Source organism: Paenibacillus sp. FSL R5-0527 (assembly GCF_038008055.1).
In the GTDB taxonomy this organism is placed as follows: domain Bacteria; phylum Bacillota; class Bacilli; order Paenibacillales; family Paenibacillaceae; genus Fontibacillus; species Fontibacillus macerans.
Genome location: NZ_JBBOYI010000001.1, coordinates 1,925,949 through 1,945,472 on the forward strand (window position 1 = coordinate 1,925,949; position 19,524 = coordinate 1,945,472).

Here is a 19,524-nt window from a genome sequence, read left to right on the forward strand (position 1 = left end):
ACAGCATAATCACGGTCTTTTCGTTTCCCGCGCGTCTTGTCCTTAACCCCTGTCTTGATCTCCTGTCCGGTCTGTTTCACCTCCCCTAAACCTGATTCCTTTTCCTTAGCCCGTCTAAATTATCTTCAAATCTATCTGCTTCTCCACCCAATATTTTCTTCTCCCGAGCTTGCCTGTTTCTGTGTTACCTGATCAAACGGGATAATCGTGCAAAGCGCCCGGACAGCGAGTGTTGATCTGCCGTAGAAGCTCGTCACTCTCGCTTTACCAAACGAAGCAGTGTTTTTCTATTTTGCAAGCTGCCTATGGAACACCAGAGCCGTTATTTTCGGAAAAACAGAGGTTTGCAAAATGTAACGGACCCATATGACCTTATTTCGCTCGAATCGGTCCGGGTGACCTGGTTTAGAGCGAAATTGAGTCATTTGAGTCCGTCAGGCGTTTTACTTAATCACTTTATACAATTACAACGGCGGATTTGCGTGGCATTTGCGGCAGACCGGATAATACGATTCATTGCCGCCGATTTGGATCTGCTCGCCCGTGTAGACGGGTTTGCCGTTTTCCACCCGCAGGTTCATCGTCGCCTTGCGCGCGCAGAACCAGCAAATCGTCTTCATTTCTTCGATTTTGTCGGCGTAGATGAGCAGCAGCCGGCTTCCTTCAAAGAGCTGGTTTTGGAAGTCGTTTTTCAGCCCGAACGCCATCACCGGGATATCCAGCTCGTCGACGATCCGGACCAATTGCTTAATGCTGCCCTCGCTCAGGAACTGGCATTCGTCCACCAGCACGCAGTACAGCTTGGGGATATGGGTTCGGACGATTTCGAAAATATCGGTATCCTCGTAGATTGGGATGGCTTCCCGGCGCAAGCCGATCCGCGACGAGACGAAACCGACCTCATCGCGGTTGTCGATGCCTGAAGTGAAAATAAGCACGGGTTTGTTCTGTTCTTCGTAATTGTGGGCAACCTTCAAAATTTCAATCGATTTGCCGCTGTTCATTGCCCCGTATTTGAAAAATAACTGTGCCAAACCAAGACGTCCCTTTCTCTAATCATAATCGTCAAACATGATTATTCTATCATACAACAGCCAATCGCATAGATAAAGGAATCATGAATTACAGCATTATTTTGCGACTTGCGGGTCATAATCACGATCAATCCAATACGAATCATTCCTGTATCGCCCCTTTGCATCACATTGATTTTTCAATAAGATACCAAACTATTTTAATTGGCCGGCGATAATATCACATCGTCTCCCAAAGATTTGGCATATACTAATAAATTAATGGTTTGTAGAAGAGTTCAACGAGGAAAGAGCAGGTATCTGTTTATGAATTTAACCCATTCGCAAAGATTGGCCTTAGTGCATGTTACGGATTACGCGGCTACATATAAGGAAGAAGCCCGGCAAGAGATTCGGGAGATTTTGCAAATGGCGAATATTGCTTCCGGCACTTGCGAGGCGGCCATAGATAAACTGAAGGCCCATGCGCGGATCGCCATGCATTTTCATCCGGACAGGCCGGACCCGATGATGCGCAGCGTTGCGGAGGCGATGCTTCAGCAAGGCTTGTACAAAAGCCAGTTCGAAACGCTGCTTTCCAGCGGCAGCGTGACGGCCTACCCCGGCGGGGCGCGGGATCAATGGGAGCAACGGCTGTTCGGAGGCGCCTATCCGTCGGAAAGCACCGCGCCAGGCGAACGGCCCAAATACGGCGCCCTGAACCTGATGCTGCATCCGGACGGGCCGGCGCCGCGGTTCGGGTCGTGTTATTTCCTGCTGGCGCCGGAAGTTACCCGCCGGGCTACCTTTACTTATATGGATTCCCACGATGACCCGCAGGAAAAAGGAACGCTGGCGGAGTTCGATATGATTTTGGCGGCTCTACTGAAGGAGATTTTTCTGAGGGATTCCGCGCTTGGCGAAAAGGACCTGACACCGCGGAAATTTTTCGAGCATTTGCTGGCCCGGTTGGATCAGCCGTTTCCCGACCCGACGGGGAGGGAGCCGAAGCGCAACTTGAACCATTATATCGAAGCCCAGGTACACGGCGACATTTCATTGGAAAAAGACGTTGAGGCGCTGGTGGCCGACCCTTCGTTCAAAAACGCCCCGGTGGGAGAAACGCTGGAACGGCTGTGCCGCCGGTATTCGATTAAGCTTTACTGGCATCAAGGCTTTGCGCTTCCGGTAGAGGAGGTGCCTAGCGATTTCCGGGGACCGGCGATGCCTTCCCTGTCAAGGCGTATTGCACGACAAGGGCTCGTGGATGTCCGCTTGGTCGGCGAGGCGGCCATGGATTTAAAGCGCGATCCTGCGGCTTGGAGCGACCGCGGCACTTATGCCGAAGTACTGCAGGAGCTTAAGCTCATGTGGCATGTGCTGGTGAAGTACGGAAAACCGTTTAAACTCCCTTGAACGGTCAAGGGAGTTTATATAGGCGCATGCGTATCCCGCGGAAATAGCGGTAAAAAAGGGCTCTAGTTTTGCCAAAGTAGGGTGCTTAGTCAAAATAGAGGAATTTTTTACCGCTAATATTGGAGAATGGGGCCAGTTGGGGGTCCTACCCAAGGTTTTCACCAAAATAAGTCCAAAAAATTCCTCTATTCCCCTGACAAGGGGAGAAATATCAAAAATAGCGGTAAAGATTACCGCTATCGCTAGGAGGGGCTACCACCGCAAACTCACTAACGGAGTTTCCTAACTACAATTCTGCTAGAAGTTTTGCCGGAAGCTCTGCCGCAAACTCTCTTACTCACGAAGTCATAAGGCGAATTAAACCGCCGCCCGGGCGCCGCCGCGTTTGCTTTTGCGGATTTGCACCGCCATCACCGAGGCGACGAAACATAAGAAGCCGGCGATGACGAAAGCCTGCGAGTAGCTGCCGAGCCAGTCGCGCAGGGCGCCTGCGCCGAAAGCCGCCGCCGAAGCGCCGAGCTGGTGGGCGACGACGACCCAGCCGAAAATCATCCCGGATTTCTCTTTCCCGAACGCTTCGCCCGCAAGTTTGACGGTTGGCGGAACGGTTGCGATCCAGTCCAGGCCGTAAAAAACGGAGAAGACCACAAGCATGTAAGGGGAGGCGCTATTCAGGGCAAAGGGCAGGAACAGCAGGGACAATCCCCGCAGCCCGTAATAGCAGAACAGCAGCTTGCGGCTGTCGAAGCGGTCGGACAACCAGCCGGAAATCGTGGTGCCGAACAAATCGAACACCCCCATCATGGCAAGCAGTCCGGCGGCCGCTACCTCCAATATTCCGTGATCCCCGCAGGCGGCGATCAGATGCGTGCCGATGAGTCCGTTCGTGGACAAGCCGCAAAAAAAGAACGTGCCGGCAAGCAGCCAAAACGTCGCGTTCCCCATGGCCAACCGTAAATTTTGCAGCGGCGCGAGAAAAATATTCCCGCGAAAAGGGGCCGGCTTCACCAGTTCGCTTGAACCATACGGCGCGGCGCCCACGTCATACGGATGATTCCGCATCCACACGGCCACGGCCGCAAGCACGATTACGATGCTGGCTACGGCGGTATAAACGGCGTATCTCCAGCCGAAATCGGACGTCAATTTAGCGAACAGCGGCAGAAACAGCAGTTGCCCGGTAGCGGCGCTGGCCGTCAGCAATCCGACGACAAGCCCTTTGCGCTTCACGAACCATTGATTGCTGACCGTCACGCCCAGCACATTGGCCATCATGCCTGTCGCCAGCCCGGAGACAAGCCCCCACAGCAGCTCGAATTGCCATAAGGAGCGGATAAAAGGAGTCACGGCCAGGCTAAGTCCCAAAACGGCAAGTGAACATACGATGACTTTGCGGAAGCCGAATTTCAGCAGCAGTGCAGCCGAGAAAGGGCCGACCAGCCCGTAAAGAAAAATACCTACCGAAATGACGCTGGAAATGCTGCCGCGGCTCCAGCCGAATTCATGTTCGAACGGAACGAGCAAAACGCTGGGCAGCGAGCGGATGCCCGCCGATACGAGCAAAGTGGCAAAGGTCAGCAGGACGATAATCCATCCGTAATAAACCTTTGATTTGAGTTTGATGCGGCCTTGTTCTTTTGTTTCGCTCATCGTATGGTTCTCCCTCTTGTTGTATTTTGTTTGTACATACAAAATAAATAAACAGAAAACCCCAGTTTGGCTTTTTCCGCAAAAAAAACGACTCTTCGGCAGGCAATGCCTTATAAACTCTTTTGTTTACCGTTCAATCAGTTCGCTTGCGGATTCCTGCTGCCGGGTCAGCCATTCGGCCAACTCTTTGCCGAGTATAGCCTCATAAGATGCTTTCAGCTTTTTGGAAGCTTCGAGGAGCGATTCCTTCATGGCTATGCCTTTTTCCGTCGGATACACCAGCACGGTTTTTCCCTGAACCTTGCGCTCCACCAACTGCTTTCCCACCAGCTTGTCGATAAAACGGGTCAGCGTAGAGGGAGTAATGTACAGCTTCTCGGAAAGCTCCTTTTGGGTGATGCCGGGATTGGCGATGACGAGTCGGACCAGATAACCGTAGGCCGGGGTCAGGCCCGTCGTGGCAAACGCATCGTCAGCGAGGCGCGTTATCGCCCGGCTTAAACGGTTGGTGGTGAAGTACATACAGGTATGTAAAAACGTTCCGTCTTGTTCAGTGGCTGGTTCTGGGACGGCGCTTGGTTCCTTCAGCATGGGGGTTCCTCCTTTTCTGGGCGCTGCTGCAAACCTATTTTGTATGTACAACAAAAATAAAGGAGGCGGGCGATTTTGTCAAGAGAGCAGCCGAAATTATCCGATAAGCCGCTCAAGGAAAGGGTGGATGTCTTCCGGCTGCACCGTGGGCTCAAATCTTTGCTGCACTTGACCGTTACGGCCGATCAGAAACTTTGAGAAATTCCACTTCACTCCGTTGCCGGCATAAATGTCCGGACATTTTGGCGTGCCTCCTTTATTTCCGGCTTAATACCCGGCGTTGCGAGCTTTTTACGCTCCCGCTGCATTCAGCATACCGCCAAAACCCGAAGAAGAGAAATATTTGATTGTTATGTGCTTAATAGGAAATCGATATAAAAGAAGCAAGGCCGAAAGGTCATTTTCAAGAACCTTCGGCCAGCAGGCGGTTGACCAGCTTGCTCATGCCATCCCAGGAATCCTTCATCAGGAAGAGGTCCTGAATCGGCGTATTCCAGGGGCGGGGAATGCCGATCGTTAATTTGCCGGCTTCCATGGCGGGGAGCAGATTATGCGGTCCGTCATCGATCAGCAGGTCGAAATTGACCAGGGATTTGCGTCTGGCGATAAAAAAGTTCTCGTACGGAATAAAGGGCATATGGCGCTGCAGCCAGTTCCATTTTTCCGGAACCGCGGACGGCCTGGCGGCCGTGACGATAATCACGTCATGCTCGGAGGCGATTTTCCGCACTTCCTCAACCGTATGCTCGTCAAAAATCTCAAGTTCCTCGTACAAACCCGGCCGTCCGAAAAAAATGTCCTCATTGCAATCGGGATGCCAGATTTTCGTCATGTCAAAGCTGGTCATCTTCTCCATAGTCAGCGGCCGGTCGGGGTACTGCAAATTATGATAGTGTATCGCTTTGGGCACGAGATGGCAGATCGTATCGTCCATATCGATGGCTACAATTTTTTTGCGCATGGTTTAATCTCCTGATTATGTATTATGTTTTCTTTATCCAACAGTAGCGGTGCAGGTCCATTATAAAATGAAAAAGTATGAATTAATCGTAACATAAGCCGCCATTTTTTATCTATAATTGAATCAGTTCGATTCAAGTTCCAAAATTTCCAAATAGGGGAGATGGAAACATGAACACCTTGGGGAAAACACTGCCGAGAAAAGGTTTGGAGGAGCTGGGAATTTCGGCTCGCAACGTCATCGATTTTCTGGATGAAATGGAAGCGCAATCAATTGAGCTGCACAGCTTTATGCTGGTGCGCCACGGGCATGTGGCGGCCGAAGGCTGGTGGGAGCCCTACCGCCCGGAGCTTCCTCATATGCTGTTTTCGCTGAGCAAAAGCTTCACCTCAACCGCGATCGGCATGGCGGTGCAGGAAGGTCTGCTGAAGCTGGACGACCCGGTGATCTCCTTTTTTCCGGATGATCTGCCTGACGAGATTTCGCCCAATCTGGCCGCGATGAAAATCCGCCATTTGCTGACGATGGGCACCGGCCATGCTGCCGATACGACGGAAGCGCTGCACGAAGCGGAGGACGGCAACTGGGTCAAAGCTTTTTTAAAGCAGCCGGTGGAGCATGAGCCCGGAACGTTTTTCTTGTACAACACCGGTGCCACTTATATGTTGTCGGCGGTTTTGCGGCAGGCGTCCGGTCAAACGCTGCTTGAGTTTTTGCGGCCCCGGTTGTTTGAACCGCTCGGCATTGAACATCCAACCTGGGAAACCTGTCCGCGCGGCATCCATACCGGGGGCTACGGCTTGAAGATTACGACCGAGGACATCGCCAAGTTCGGCCAATTGTATTTGCAAAAAGGGTTGTGGTACGGCAGGCGGCTGGTGGAAGAAAGCTGGATTGAAGCGGCGGTCTCGAAACAGATTTCCAACGGGGACGGCGGGGACAGCGACTGGGCGCAAGGGTACGGTTATCAGTTTTGGCGCTGCCGTCACGGCGTATATCGGGGGGACGGAGCGTTCGGCCAATTCTGCATCGTTTTGCCGGAGCAGGACGCGGTGATTGCGATGACAGCGGGCACAAACGATCTTCAGGGCGTGCTGAACGGGGTATGGGATCATTTGCTCGGCGCCTTTGGGCCAGTCCCGGCCGTCCCGGACGGTTTGTCCGGGGAGCTGGAGCGCCGGCTGCGGGAGCTTCGTCTTGAACCGCCGCGGATGGAGCGCCGCCCGGTCGCCGAAAACCGGCTGAACGGGCAAAGCTACAGCCTCGAAGAGAACGAGCTGGGTTTGACGAGCTTCCGTATGGATTTTAACGAAAATAAGGCCAGCCTGCGGATCAAAAACAAGCAAGGGGAGCATGCCCTTGAATTGGGCCGGGGCGAATGGGGGATCGGGCGGTCATCCCTGTCCGGGCCGGAGGAACGGGTCGCCGCCTCTTTTACTTGGCGAAACGCGGCAACGCTGCTCCTGACGATTCGGCGGATTGAAACGCCGTTTGCGCTGAGCGTCGAAGTCGAGCTTTTTGAACAGGGGATTGAAATCCGCAGTGAAATCAATGTATCCTTTGGGGAAACGAAGTTCGCTCCGATCCGGGGGAGGCTGGAATAAAGAGAAAGTATCTCCCTTGGCCTTATCGTTGAAATAGTTGCAAAATGCACTTAAAACGAATGATTGGGTAAATTGATAGAAAGCTAGTTGTATGATTTGCGAGTAATCGTCATCGCTTCAGAGAAACAGGAGGACCGACAATGAACCAGGCTGTGGAAGCTTTTTTGAATGAGGTGTGGAAAGAAGTCACCGCGATATACGCCAAAGAAAGCAAGCGGATCAATGAACTTAGCAATCAAAGCAGGCTGCAGGCAGGAATCATGGATTACCTTCAAGTAGCCTGGAGAAAAGGCAAGCATACCTGGGAAGCGGGGGAAATTCACATCGATGTTTATGAGCCGTTCTCCTGGAGCGACAGTTCCTACAAAATTGAAGCGGGCGCTTATATTACGGAGTTGAGCGACGAACTGCTGACCGAGGAGTTCTTTCCTGCCTTATGCGGCCTTGCAGATCGGTTTCACCGAACCGGATACCCGGCAGAAGTACCTGGAGCTTGCGGTCCAATTGGGCTCGGAACAGGCAGCCGGTTATTTGAAAGCAGGCAGCGGAAAATTTGCGAGTACCTATAAAGGGGCGCGGGTCGAAGGCAGGAATAATGACGTTACGCAGACGATCGAGATTCGAATCTTATCCGAAGAGGAGCCTGCTTACGAAGAAGCGCTGGATTACATCATCGGCCTTCTGCGGCAGGGTTTTCCTAAAAGCTATGAACTCAAGCTGAAGAGCAGCCGGAAGCATTTTCTGCCGATAAAAAAGCTGGCGAAGTCCAGGCAACATCAATTTTTTGCTAATGCGCTTGGTTACCCGGCCCTGTTCCCCAAGCTGGCAGAATATGCGGAGGCCGCGATGGAAGAGTTCGCTTGGTACCGGGATGTGGAACCGGGCGAGAAATCGGCGATGCCGGGCACCTATGCCGTATTCGGCCTCGGCTTGTACAGCGAGTCCTACTTTCCGCTGGTCTGCCGCTATATGGAACTTGTGGACACGGAGCATCAACTGGTGCAGGACGGCTATGCGGAGGCATTTATTGAGGCGCATGGCATGAAAGAGGAACATATACCGGTGCTCGTGTCTATTTTGCTGGGAGGCAACGAGGAAGGCAGGCTGGTTAAAAATGCGGCCATTGACCGCCCCGAGCTTGCCGCGGCCCTCTTTGAAGCACTGAAAGGCAAGGAAGCTCATGAACGCGAGCTGGTTCTGTGCCGGATCTTCGGGAGCGTGAAAAAACTGGCCGGAGCGGCCCGAAAAGCCCAGCCGCCGCTAAAAGAAGGCCTGGAACAGCTGCTCTCGCTTTAAATGTCGGTGTTGTTGGGATAAGCCGAGCCGGCCGGGGGAAGGCAAGAGCCTGCGTTCATACGCGGGCTCTTGCCTCTGCTTACATGGTGAAAACGCCCGTTTCGAGGCTTTGCCCGTACCGCTCAAACCGTTCGATCCGCTGAAAAGTGAAGCCCTCCGGGAGCCTGTCTTCCAGTTCACGCATCATGCGTTCTTTTTCGGGCTTGCTTGTAGATTTCCATTTCGAACGAGACAATGCTATCACTCCCTGCGCCCCTTCCTGATAGATCATGAATAATGAATACCCATTCTATCGCCAGTATACTTTGCAGCGGCGGCGCTCAATGTGCTAAAGGTCACTGATCCGGCCTTGCGCATGCTTTCATACACCTTTTCCGTCGCCGGAATACTTGCCAACGTATTAGCGTACTGCGTACAATCCAATTATCGCCAATTCTCCTATGACAAAAAGAGAGAGGACGTATAAACAATATGGCAGATAAGAGTTTGAATACCGGGTTTGAAGAAGAACTGAAGCGGCTTAAACGGGAGTGTGAGCAGGCCGAGGAATGGCTTGATTTTGCTATTTTTGCACCCGTGGAATTGGAGAATCAGCAGGTAGGCTACCGTGTGGATCCGGCTGGCCGCTCATTGATTTCAAACGAGGAAGGAGCCTGGCGGGAAGAATGGATCGTTATCGGCCATACGCTGCTGACCGGTGATCCGATTATTGTCGACCTCGGCGAAGCAGGACATCCCGTCTCTTACTTAATGCACGGCATGGGAGAGTGGGGAGCGGGCAGCTATATCGCCGGTTCAATGCAGCATTTGAGAGAGATCGCCAAAAAAGTAAATCAATGGATGACAGGCCAAAGCAGGCCGCAAACAAATCGGAATCTGCCGGTCACGTGTGCCGAGTTGGATGCCTTGGTCGCCGAAATCGCGGAGATGGACTACGCAGATGCGGAAACCTGGAAGATGCTGCTTGAACCGGCATACGAATCGGCCAAGGCGTATGAAGAGGAAATGATCCGGCAAATCCGGGCCATGAATGAACAAGGGACACAGCTCAAAGAAATGGCCGATCGGCTCGGAATCCCTATGAAGCAGGTATACGGCTTTTTGAAGATGATTAAGGCCTCATCAAATGAATAGCGGGGGTTTTCAAGACGATGGAATTTATGCGGGATCAAGCAGAGGAATTCAACGGGATGAACTGTGGATCTATGATTCCCCCGTCGTACAGCTTAGAACTTACTCCACTGGAGAACCGGTCCAAAAATATGATCCTTACCAATGGTCTTACTCACCGTACCTGATATCTAACCAGGTTTCAATTCAGCCCCAAGGCAAGCATGGCTGCCATTAGCCATAAAACGAAAGTACGGCTGGGGTAGTAATGGACCGGAGACGGGAAAAACCCACCCCAAGCTTGGCTGCTGAAGGAGGGTTTTGTACTCTATAAGCTGGTGCGGCTTCGCGCTCTATCCTCATTGGAAAAATCCAATAGATTGCAGGAAATCACACGCCATTTTGAGCTCTCATTGGAAATATCCAATAGATTTCGCTCAAATCACCTGTATGGGGATCTGTCGAGCAGCGTCTATTGGAAAAATCCAATCAGGCTACTGCATATACCACCCGATTTCTAATCTATTGGATATTTCCAATCAGAACGCCTGGGTCAGACCGTGGAAACGTGTCACCCGTCTATGCTCATTCAAAAATGAGATACCAAAATATCGCAGTTTCATCGCTGTTTTTATGAATGCCCCGATATAGATGAAAATCAAACCCGCCTATAACAAAGCCGCAGCTCCGGTAAAATTCGCATGCCTTCACATTGTTGCTCTGGGTTTCCAGCATGATTCCGGGCATTCCGCCGTTATGCGCCCACCGCTTGGCCTGTTCGATCAGTTTGCGGCCGATTCCGTACCCTCTATAGTTTTTGTCTACGGCTATGTCTTCGATAAGAGCATAGTTGTTCCAGTTCCGTTTCAATACGAGACGGCCGACTGCCTGATTATCCAAGCAAGCCAAATACACGATTTGATCGGGGTTACCGATGTAGTCCGAGTAGTTTTCTTCCTCCGCGTCTTTAAATTGCGGATCCGAATAACTTTTTGTATAGCCGGGGATTTTGTTCACTGTGAAATCGATTTGCCTGCCAGTCAGGGACAAGCTGAGGGTGGAATCTACGGTAAAACTGTCGTCGATATCTTGCCAGGCATCTTCATCTGCCGTCGAGAGTTCCCGAATCACAATATTCATACAAATCCTCCTAATTCTTTACGTTGGGGCATACCTGGCGAGAGCATGGCGGGAAAGACGGGCCGCGAACTTCCCTGCTTGACGGGCAACCTGCCGCCGTCTCCAAGCCTTAGCGATGGACGGAGCAGCGGTAGCAGGCCACTTCCAATGACACCAGCCATTTTAATAATAATTGTCTTGACCCCTTTTTCACAATAGATTTACAATTAAAGGGTGATATCCATTATTTAAGGAGGGGTAACCATGTCGAAGGTAGCAGTCGTAACCGGATCGGCGGGCGGCTTGGGCAAAGGAATTGCACGGCGTCTGGCAAAGGATGGCTTCAAAATCGTACTCCACGATATCAATGAAGAACTGTTGCAAAGCGCACTGAAAGAATTCGAAGCAGACGGTTATGAAGTTCTGGCCGTCGCTGGAGACGTGTCCAAGCGCGAGGACCAGTTCAACCTGGTAAGCAAGGCGGTGGAGCGGTTCGGACGTTTGGATGTATTCGTAAACAATGCGGGGATTGACGCGGTTTCGCCGTTTCTGGAAATCGACGAGAAGCAGTTGAACAAGCTGTTTTCGATCAATGTAAACGGCGTCGTTTTCGGAACGCAGGCTGCAGCGGAACAGTTTATCAAACAGCAATCCAAAGGCAAGGTAATCAACGCCTGCAGCATCGCCGGACATGAAGCTTACGAAATGCTGAGCACCTATTCCGCGACCAAGCATGCGGTCAAGGCTTTCACCCATGCGGCGGCCAAAGAATTGGCCAAGCACCAGATTACGGTAAATGCGTACTGCCCCGGTGTTGCTAAAACTAAGATGTGGGATCGCATCGATGAAGAGATGGTCAAATACAACGACAACCTGAAGCCGGGCGAAGCCTTCGAGAAGTTCTCCAGCGCGATTGCCCTAGGACGCTACCAGACACCGGAGGACGTAGCCAATCTGGTGTCCTTCCTTGCCTCGGACGATGCCGACTATATTACCGGCCAGGCCATTCTGACGGACGGCGGGCTGGTGTATCGTTGAGACGGCTCCGGCGTATGGATCAAATTTAAAAGGGGAGAGGCCCGTGTGAAGACGCGGGCTTCTTCCCTTTTAAAATCTTAAGCCTCTTCTCCCGTCGCAATCGGATTCTCCTCATAGCTAATCCAATCGCTCCAGCTTCCCGCGTACAGCTTCACCTGCGGATAGCCGAGCTTGTGCAAGGCCAGCACGTTGGGGCAGGCGCTGACGCCGGAGCCGCAGTACACGATGACCTCGCGTCCGGCATCCAGCGCATCGGTTACCGGAGCGAGCTGATCTTTGAGCTGTTCGCCGCTTTTCCAGGCTCCGCGCTCGTCGAGCAGCTCCTTCCAGAAGCGGTTGATCGCGCCGGGGATATGCCCGGCCTTAGCGTCAAGCGGCTCGGTGAGGCCCGCGTAGCGGTCGGCGGCGCGCGAGTCGACGAGCACGGTGCCGGGATCGCCGAGCGCCCGGCGAACGTCCTCCACGCCGGCCAGCATGTCCGGCCGGAGGGTGGGGGTGAAGGCGGCGGGAACGACGGTCCGCCGCTCATCGGTGACCGGGTAGCCGCCGGCCTGCCAGGCGGCAAATCCCTCGTCCATGACGTAGACTTCGTCATGGCCCAACCAGCGCAGCAGCCACCACAACCGGGCGGCGTTTATGCCCCCTTGGTCGTCGTACGCGACGACCCGGGAGGCATTGCCGATCCCCGCCCGGCCCAGCCGCTGCGCGAGCGCTTCCGGGGCGGGCAGCGGATGCCGCCCGCCGTGCGCGCCTACCGGTGCCGAGAGATCTTCCTCGAGATCGAGAAAGACGGCACCGGGAATATGGGCGGCGGCGTAAGCTGCGCGCCCCGCCTGCGGATGGCCGAGCTCAAAGCGGCAATCGGCAATGACGAGGTCGGGTTCGTACATGCGGGCAAGGACCCACTGTTTGGATACGATCGGTTGGATCAAAGGCGACGGATTCATCTTGAATAACCTCCTTTATTTGCGAATCTCGAAAAACTGGCAATCCCGGCGCGGGTGGTAGGTAATGTCGCTGACACCGGATTGGGTAATGATCGTCTCTTCGGTAAAGCGAATAATGTGCGTGTTGTTTTCGACGAGATGGTCGTCCCGGAAAACCCTGACGCGCTGCTTCCGGTCAAGGGCTTCCTGAAAGTCGGCGTCCGTCAACAACTCTCTTGTTATTGGCATATGTAAGGCTCCTTTTAAGCGGGGAATCGTCGTTTTTATCTTCATTGTAACCTGATCCGCTCGCCGGGGAAAGCCGGGCCGGGATTTCACCGTTTTCCGTTGTCAAAATCGATTGAGGATATTTCTCTGTTTCACTATAATATAGGGGTTTGCAACTTGCATTAAGGATAGATTTAGACGAACCACAAATCATGGAAGCAGGGACCTGCCAGTATGAATGCGTATGCCAAACTTTCGGCGAGATATGAAATTCTCTACATCATCGGAATCATCGCCATTTCTTTCTCTTCGATTTTTGTCCGCTGGTCGAGCGCGGACGTGTCGGTGATCGCGATGTACCGCTTGTATTTGACCAATTTGCTGATGCTCCCGCTGCTGTGGAAATACCGCGGGGAAATATTCCGGCTTAGCGCCAAGCAGTGGGCGCAGCTGCTGTTCTCCGGCTGTATGCTGGGGCTGCATTTTTTGCTGTGGATGCAGTCGCTTCGTTTGACCACCGTAGCCAGTTCTACCGTTATCTTGACGTTGGAGCCGATCCTGGTCATGGTCGGTTCCTTTTTCCTGTTCGGCGCAAAAATCAACAAGGCGATGATGATCGGCATCGGCATGGCGCTCATCGGTTCGGTCGCCATCGGTTCCGGGGATTTTTCGCTGTCCGGGCAAGCGGCGGCCGGCGATTTGTTGTCCCTGCTCGGGACGATCGCCGTCGCCATCCACATGCTGGCCGGCAAGCAGCTGCTGAAGCATATCAGCGCTTTTGTCTACAATTTTCTGGTGTTCGCTGTCGCCGCAACTTCGCTGGCAGTGTATAACGCCATCTGCGGGCTCCCTTTTACCGGATATGCTCCGCGGGAGTGGGGGATTTTTTTGCTGCTCGCCATCGTCCCCACTTTGTTTGGGCATTATTTGTTCAACTGGCTGATGAAATATCTCAGCGCCTCGGCCGTGTCGATGGCTGTGCTCGGCGAACCGGTATTCGCTTCGCTGCTCGCCTGGCTGCTGTTGAAGGAAAGCCTGTCAGCGCTGCAGCTTTCGGCGGGGGCGCTGATTCTGTGCGGGGTGTGGATTTTTATCAGGTACGGAAAAGAGATCACGAATCCCGAGCGCAAAAGCCCTAAGTCTTTATCGGCAGCGGGGGAAGGGAGAAAAGCGGGCTGAGCGGGGCAGGTTGGCTGAGAGCAAGGCCAGCCGTTTGATCAAAGGCAAGTTGGAGGATCAAAGGCAAGTCGAAGGATCGAAGGCAAGGGAGATTTCATGACGGTGGGATCCTCGGCGTTGCGTTGCATTACGAATAGACGGGTTCAGTCCGTTAGTACCTACCGATTCCGCGGTTTACCAATGTATGATAGATGTGAAGCGGAGAATATCATAGCATCGGCACGTCCGCCATTTTGCAAACCGCTCGGTGGATTCTGTGGCGGAATCAGGCTTTCTATGGAGGTGGCAGCATTGTGTACCGGTATTGCCCTATATGACACGGAGCATATTTCCCCAGCCATTGCCTTTGAAATTGGCAGGTCTTTTTTTGAAGCCATCGGCGTACCTGTGACTGGGGGAAGCTACTATGAGTACTTAATTCCAGGCGACCATGAAGGGGACCATGATCTAGTGGAAGTGTCCCTGGACCGGTTAAAAGAGAAGATTTTCGCAGGGGAGGCCGATTCATTCTGGCTTTACTGCGAAAGAAAAGGCTCCGTGCCTTGGCATGCCGCTTTCTCCCGCCAAACCGGCGGGTTCGGAAGCTTCCCGCATCTTGCCGCCATGTGCGAGTTTCCGCCCGACGGCGTTTACATAAAATTGACGGACTGGCTTAAAGATGTGGCGGAGCGGGCCCAAGTTCCTTATGGGGTATTGTACGCGGCGGGCAAAATGACGAATACGTATTACTATGCGGGCGGAGACAACGGCACGGCATTGTTCCCGTATGAGAACGGTTTTGCGTTTAAACATGAAACGCCGGGTCTGTATAACGGAGAAGGCCGTTATGTAGATCAAATGCTGCGGATGGTATACCCGTGTAATCTGTTGAATAGCCGGCATTTAAACATGGTGATAGACGGCGTGAGGCTGGAGGATTGGATTACCGGCAGCCAAGAACGCGGCTTGTTGACCCGGATCGGCAATGATCAGTGGATGTGGGAAGTAGGGGAGGAACGGCTTGACTCCGTTAATCAAGCTTGCGGCGAGGCCGGGCTGCTCGTGGCCTGGAAGTCCCGGCAGCCTAAAAAAACGGTCAGGAAGCTGCCTTAAAATTATGAACGGGATATTGTGCCGGAATTTTGGGGGTACGCCGGGCTGCTGCAGTCCAAAAACGATTGCCTCAAAAGCACGGCCGGGGAACCGGCTTTATGCCAAATGGCGCCTGGAAGGGCGAGAACGGCTATTCCACGGAGAAGCTGGAGTTCCATTTCGGTGAATATTTATAGTTCCCACATTGGAAAAATCCAATAGATTGATGAATATCGAACGCCATTTGGAGCTCTCGCTGGAAATATCCAATAGAATTCACCCCCATTGCCCATTCTGCACACTGCAGAGCGCAATCTATTGGAAATATCCAATCTAGCGGTGTACTTACCGTTAAGATTCGATATCTATTGGATATTTCCAATCAGCTCGCTTGGATGGACCGGTATGATTGGCTAGAAGAACAAACACGGTAAAAACCCCGGGAGCAAAGCGCTGACTGACGCCAAGCTGCCCGGGGCTGAGACGTGGGGTTAAAGACGTGGTGCGAAGCGGGGAAAGGCCGACTTAAGCGCATCCCTCCCATTATTTTCCTTTGTTGCCGGCGATAATCATATCGACGAACAGGCCGATTTGTTCCTTGATGGCGATCGGGTCGTAGCGGTAAAACGTGTCGAAGTCATTGTAAAAGACTTTGTTGTTTTTGATCGCGTCGATGTTTTTCCAAACCGGGGAGGCTTTCAGGTTGTCCAGCGCTTCGCCGGTTTTGTCCGGGTCATAAGTCGTCAGGAACATGTAATCGGCGGCATATTCCGGCAGCGCCTCCAGCGACAGCTGGAAGGTGGATTCCTTCGGATCCCATTTTTCCGGCCCTTTGAGCTGCAGCGCGTTATACAGCGCTTGGCCTCCGCGCCCGGCGTTGTCTCCGAAAATCCACAGCTCGCCTTTGTTGGTCAGCTCATAGATCCCAAACGTGTCGTCCTCTTTAACGACGCCTTTCAGCTTTTCCCGGCCTTCGGCGGCCTTTTGGTCATAGTCGGCCAGGAAAGCTTTGGCTTTCTCGGGTTCGCCTACGATGTCGCCAAACGTTTCCACGGTGTTGTAGATGTCCGTGGTCGTACCGTAAGGAAGGTACAGCGTCGGCGCGATTTTGGACAGCTCATCGTAATTTTTGTCGTACATCACCACGATTAAATCGGGCGCAAGCTCGAGCGTTTTTTCCAAATTGACGGGGTTTGCCCCGACATCCTCGGTATTCGCCAGCAGGTCCTTGAGGAACGGATTGTTGAAGGCGTCAGGTTCGGCGCCCACCACGTTGCCGCCCACGGCCAACAGCTCCCCGGCGTAGTAGTCGGTCACGATCCGCTGCGGCTTCACCGGAATTTCGACCGGTCCCTTGACCGTATCGTAAGTACGGGTCTCGGCAGCGGCTTTTCCACCCGTATTTTGCCCGGCGGCGTTCGAATTTCCGGCCGCTTGATTGGCGCCGCCGCAAGCGGTTAATAGGATCGTTAACGCAAAGGCGCACGCGGTGATCGAAAATATCTTCTTTTTCTTGTACATATGAGCCTCCCTCTTATCCAACAGCAACATTTTCCAAACAAAAAAAGATAATGATAATCATTATCACCAATTGATCTGAAAAAATCATAGCAACATCCATTTTTTCTGTCAATACGGAAGTGGTGAAATTTCCGCCGAAACGGCCGAAATATTCTATATATAAGGCAAGGAATCTAAGCGTTTTTGAAAAAGATTGGGTGCGCACCTACTTGGACGCTCTGCAGCAATTGGATGAGAATTGGACGGCAATCAACTTGCGTCTGCAGAAGGGGGAAACCGCAACCTCGGAAAGTGTAATGAACGACATTGCGGATATGTACCCTTTGGCGCAAGCGGCTTATCGGGCATCCAGCGGCGAAAGCAAGCTGAAATCCCCCGAAGGGATCGAATTCTATGAGGAAAAACGGACGATGATTAAACAGTTGACCGGCAACCTCGTACGCTACGGCATATTTCCCGAAAATCCGAACGAAGGCTTGGCGGAGAAGGACGAATTTATCCGGAACGTACAAAATAAATACCAGGCCTTTCTGGAAAGTTTGGCCGCTCGCAAGGCGTGGCTCCGAGAAAGGCATCCCGATATTTATAAATAAGGCCAAGATGCCGGCCCTCCGCAAGGAAGTGATCGCGTTAAGGACGGGCTTCGAATTATTTTAAAGGGTGATTCCAGTCAATGGAGGGAATTGTCCCGGAAATGTTCAACAGGCTGCGGGCGTAAGCAAGCTGCAGTGAGTCCCCGTTCCGTTGAGGGAAATAAAAGCAGGCTCCCGCGATACACGCGGCAAAAAAATCGGACCAGCCGGCGTAATTGGTCTGAGCCATTTTGGCAGCTTCAAGGCAGTACCCGTTGGCCTCGGATTCCTTTAGCCAGCGCCTCCGCGCGCCCGCTCTGGACAGCGCCGTCAGCAGCGCGAAATCAAAGGCCGCAATGTTGGCCGGAGGGAGGATGTGCATCCACTGGTCCTCGGGGTCGTCCTCGGGATGATGCTTTTTCAATTGCTTGGCGTACGCCCGCTTGATAAGTTTGATATCTTCCGTGCGGCCGATGCCGAGCCTTTCCCAAATGGTCATTAAAACTCGGTCCACCTTTCCAGCGAGTCAAGCTTCTGCTTGAAGATGGCGGCTTTCTTCTTGATTTCCTGTTCGTTCTGCGAGGCGAGCGCCCGCTCGAATTCAAAGATCAGACTGGCGATGTACTCGCGTTTGTCGTTTAGGGACTCCTCATACAGCCGTTCGCCGCGGGCGAGCAGCAGGCGGTTTTCGTTGCGGTCGCGCGGATGGATTTTCAGATGCTTCAGCTCTTCGAGCCGGGCTTTGATCTGTTCCGGAGAAGTTTGGCCCGGATTTTTTTCGATAATCATCGTTTTTTTCTCGCCGGTGCTTACTACCGTGACTTCTACCTCAAGCACGCCATTGATGTCGTAGGTGTAGCGAACGTCGATCTTCTCTTTCTCTTTCGGCGCGGCAGGGACCTCGATCACGAGATCGCCCAGATGCACGTTGTTCTCTACCTTGCGGCTTTCCCCTTGATAAATGCCGACGTTCATACGCGTTTGATTATCCCGAATGGTGCACAGACGATCCACCTTGCTGACGGGAATCGGTGTATTGCGCTCGATGATGGGAAGGAAATGTCCGCTCTCGTAAACGTCGTCTTTAATTTCCACCGCTATATCGGTTCCCAGCGTAAACGGGCAGACGTCGGTCAGGATCATTTCCTGCAGGCTGGCGTCGCGGTCTTTCAAGGCCACCTGGATGGCGGCGCCCAAAGCGACCGCTTCGTCCGGATTGATCTGTGAAAAGGGAAGTCTTCCGAACATTTTGCTGACGATCGATTTGATGATCGGCATCCGGGTTGCTCCCCCGATCAGGATGACGGCGTCGAGGTCCTGCGGCGTCAGCGACGCATCGCGAAGCGCCCGTTCAATCGGGTTCCGCAGGCGTAGGAGCAGCTGCGCGGCGAGCTGTTCGAATTGGCTGCGGTTCACGGTGAGCTGCAAGGTTTGGCCTTCGCGCATGAACACCATCTCACCCGCGTTTTCATTGCCTAGAACGAGCTTGCACAGCTCCGCCTGCTTGATGAGCGCCGTCTTTTCTTTAGTGGGCAGGTTCGCGTAATCAATCCCGTGGGTCTCCACAAAATGGGATAGCAGCAGTCCGGTGAAATCCTCGCCGCCAAGATAATTGTCTCCGGCGATCGACTGCACTTGCATCACGCCTTCAAACAGCTCCAGCACGGATACGTCAAACGTTCCGCCGCCCAGGTCGAAAACGAGGAACCTTGTATCCGATTCCTGCTGGTGCAAGCCGTAAGAAATCGCCGCCGCGGTAGGCTCGCTGATGAGCCGCTCCACATGCAGTCCGGCCAAAGCCGCCGCGCGCAAAGTCGCTTTCCGCTGCTCATCGTTAAAATAAGCGGGCACGCTGATCACGGCCTCTTCCACCGCTTCGCCCAAATAGGCTTCGGCGTCTTCTTTTAAAGCGCGCAATATAAAAGAGGACAAATCCTCGGGAGAAAATGAGTGCTCCCCAAGCTGATACGTTTTGTCGGATCCCATATAACGTTTGAATGTGGAGGCCGTAAGATGGGGATGCGTGATCATGCGCTCTTTGGCGATTTGACCTACCAAAACTTCGTTGTTGTCGTCCAAGCTGACCACGGAAGGCGTCAAATGCTTGCCGAGCGAGTTGGGAATAATGACCGGACCATGCTCCGTCCAATAAGCTGCAAGGGAATTCGATGTTCCCAGGTCGATACCGATTTTTGCCATAATCCTCTACCTCGTATTTCGTTTTATATA

At 53.0% G+C, this 19,524-nt stretch carries 19 protein-coding genes and 1 pseudogene; 9 read left to right on the top strand and 11 right to left on the bottom strand.

Annotated elements, in window-relative coordinates:
• Nucleotides 1-464: 464 nt before the first annotated feature.
• On the bottom strand, nt 465-1,034 hold the full coding sequence (locus NYE69_RS08520; RefSeq protein ID WP_036625929.1) for a thymidine kinase: 570 nt from the start codon (nt 1,032-1,034) through the stop codon (nt 465-467).
• Nucleotides 1,035-1,340: 306 nt separating this feature from the next.
• Between NYE69_RS08520 and NYE69_RS08525 the strand changes: the two genes are divergently transcribed.
• A complete protein-coding gene (locus NYE69_RS08525; protein WP_340925805.1) occupies nt 1,341-2,429 on the top strand; it encodes a DUF3626 domain-containing protein in 1,089 nt (362 codons plus the stop codon).
• 357 nt (nt 2,430-2,786) lie between these two features.
• On the opposite strand, the gene NYE69_RS08530 is transcribed toward NYE69_RS08525, so the two are convergent.
• The gene (locus NYE69_RS08530) at nt 2,787-4,079 is read right to left on the bottom strand and encodes an MFS transporter (RefSeq protein ID WP_340925806.1); all 1,293 of its coding nucleotides are present in this window, start codon (nt 4,077-4,079) and stop codon (nt 2,787-2,789) included.
• Between the two features lie 126 nt (nt 4,080-4,205).
• A complete protein-coding gene (locus tag NYE69_RS08535) occupies nt 4,206-4,670 on the bottom strand; it encodes a MarR family winged helix-turn-helix transcriptional regulator (RefSeq protein ID WP_340925808.1) in 465 nt (154 codons plus the stop codon).
• Nucleotides 4,671-4,745: 75 nt separating this feature from the next.
• Between NYE69_RS08535 and NYE69_RS08540 the strand changes: the two genes are divergently transcribed.
• Entirely contained in the window at nt 4,746-4,868 is a 123-nt protein-coding gene (locus NYE69_RS08540) for a hypothetical protein (protein ID WP_340925809.1), read from the top strand.
• 205 nt (nt 4,869-5,073) lie between these two features.
• Here the strand turns inward: NYE69_RS08540 and NYE69_RS08545 are convergent, their stop codons facing one another.
• A complete protein-coding gene (locus NYE69_RS08545; RefSeq protein WP_340925810.1) occupies nt 5,074-5,631 on the bottom strand; it encodes a 5' nucleotidase, NT5C type in 558 nt (185 codons plus the stop codon).
• A gap of 170 nt (nt 5,632-5,801) precedes the next feature.
• Between NYE69_RS08545 and NYE69_RS08550 the strand changes: the two genes are divergently transcribed.
• Together NYE69_RS08550 and NYE69_RS08560 are read left to right on the top strand one after the other, a co-directional pair.
• Nucleotides 5,802-7,235: a serine hydrolase domain-containing protein gene (locus tag NYE69_RS08550; RefSeq protein WP_340925811.1), complete on the top strand. Its 1,434-nt coding sequence runs from the start codon at nt 5,802-5,804 to the stop codon at nt 7,233-7,235.
• Between the two features lie 140 nt (nt 7,236-7,375).
• Nucleotides 7,376-8,531: pseudogene (locus NYE69_RS08560) on the top strand (DUF6138 family protein).
• A gap of 79 nt (nt 8,532-8,610) precedes the next feature.
• On the opposite strand, the gene NYE69_RS08565 reads toward NYE69_RS08560, so the two are convergent.
• Nucleotides 8,611-8,775 carry a hypothetical protein gene (locus NYE69_RS08565; protein ID WP_340925813.1) on the bottom strand — a complete coding sequence of 55 codons (165 nt, stop codon included), beginning with the start codon at nt 8,773-8,775 and terminating at the stop codon, nt 8,611-8,613.
• A gap of 227 nt (nt 8,776-9,002) precedes the next feature.
• On the opposite strand from NYE69_RS08565, the gene NYE69_RS08570 reads away from it, so the two are divergent.
• On the top strand, nt 9,003-9,665 hold the full coding sequence (locus NYE69_RS08570; RefSeq protein WP_340925814.1) for a hypothetical protein: 663 nt from the start codon (nt 9,003-9,005) through the stop codon (nt 9,663-9,665).
• 561 nt (nt 9,666-10,226) lie between these two features.
• On the opposite strand, the gene NYE69_RS08575 is transcribed toward NYE69_RS08570, so the two are convergent.
• Entirely contained in the window at nt 10,227-10,781 is a 555-nt protein-coding gene (locus NYE69_RS08575) for a GNAT family N-acetyltransferase (RefSeq protein ID WP_036625922.1), read from the bottom strand.
• Nucleotides 10,782-11,024: 243 nt separating this feature from the next.
• Between NYE69_RS08575 and NYE69_RS08580 the strand changes: the two genes are divergently transcribed.
• On the top strand, nt 11,025-11,798 hold the full coding sequence (locus NYE69_RS08580) for an acetoin reductase (RefSeq protein WP_036625921.1): 774 nt from the start codon (nt 11,025-11,027) through the stop codon (nt 11,796-11,798).
• 77 nt (nt 11,799-11,875) lie between these two features.
• Here NYE69_RS08580 and NYE69_RS08585 read toward each other — a convergent pair whose 3' ends face one another.
• Nucleotides 11,876-12,745, bottom strand: coding sequence for a sulfurtransferase (locus NYE69_RS08585; protein WP_340925816.1), 870 nt, complete (start codon nt 12,743-12,745; stop codon nt 11,876-11,878).
• 15 nt (nt 12,746-12,760) lie between these two features.
• Complete coding sequence (locus NYE69_RS08590; RefSeq protein WP_036625920.1) at nt 12,761-12,973, bottom strand: hypothetical protein; 213 nt, start codon at nt 12,971-12,973, stop codon at nt 12,761-12,763.
• A 213-nt stretch (nt 12,974-13,186) separates the two neighbouring features.
• Here NYE69_RS08590 and NYE69_RS08595 point away from each other — a divergent pair, with 213 nt between their 5' ends.
• Both NYE69_RS08595 and NYE69_RS08600 read left to right on the top strand, forming a co-directional pair.
• Entirely contained in the window at nt 13,187-14,131 is a 945-nt protein-coding gene (locus NYE69_RS08595; protein WP_340925818.1) for a DMT family transporter, read from the top strand.
• A gap of 291 nt (nt 14,132-14,422) precedes the next feature.
• On the top strand, nt 14,423-15,223 hold the full coding sequence (locus NYE69_RS08600; protein ID WP_340925819.1) for a hypothetical protein: 801 nt from the start codon (nt 14,423-14,425) through the stop codon (nt 15,221-15,223).
• Nucleotides 15,224-15,745: 522 nt separating this feature from the next.
• Here NYE69_RS08600 and NYE69_RS08605 read toward each other — a convergent pair.
• Nucleotides 15,746-16,723, bottom strand: a complete 978-nt coding sequence (locus tag NYE69_RS08605) for an iron-hydroxamate ABC transporter substrate-binding protein (protein ID WP_340925820.1) — start codon at nt 16,721-16,723, stop codon at nt 15,746-15,748.
• Nucleotides 16,724-16,932: 209 nt separating this feature from the next.
• On the opposite strand from NYE69_RS08605, the gene NYE69_RS08610 reads away from it, so the two are divergent.
• Nucleotides 16,933-17,316, top strand: coding sequence for a hypothetical protein (locus NYE69_RS08610; protein ID WP_340925821.1), 384 nt, complete (start codon nt 16,933-16,935; stop codon nt 17,314-17,316).
• A 55-nt stretch (nt 17,317-17,371) separates the two neighbouring features.
• Here the strand turns inward: NYE69_RS08610 and NYE69_RS08615 are convergent, their stop codons facing one another.
• Nucleotides 17,372-17,794, bottom strand: coding sequence for a DUF1266 domain-containing protein (locus tag NYE69_RS08615; protein ID WP_340925822.1), 423 nt, complete (start codon nt 17,792-17,794; stop codon nt 17,372-17,374).
• Nucleotides 17,794-19,494 carry a molecular chaperone HscC gene (locus tag NYE69_RS08620; RefSeq protein WP_340925823.1) on the bottom strand — a complete coding sequence of 567 codons (1,701 nt, stop codon included), beginning with the start codon at nt 19,492-19,494 and terminating at the stop codon, nt 17,794-17,796. Before NYE69_RS08620 ends, NYE69_RS08615 begins: the two co-directional genes overlap by 1 nt.
• Between the last annotated feature and the right edge of the window lie 30 nt (nt 19,495-19,524).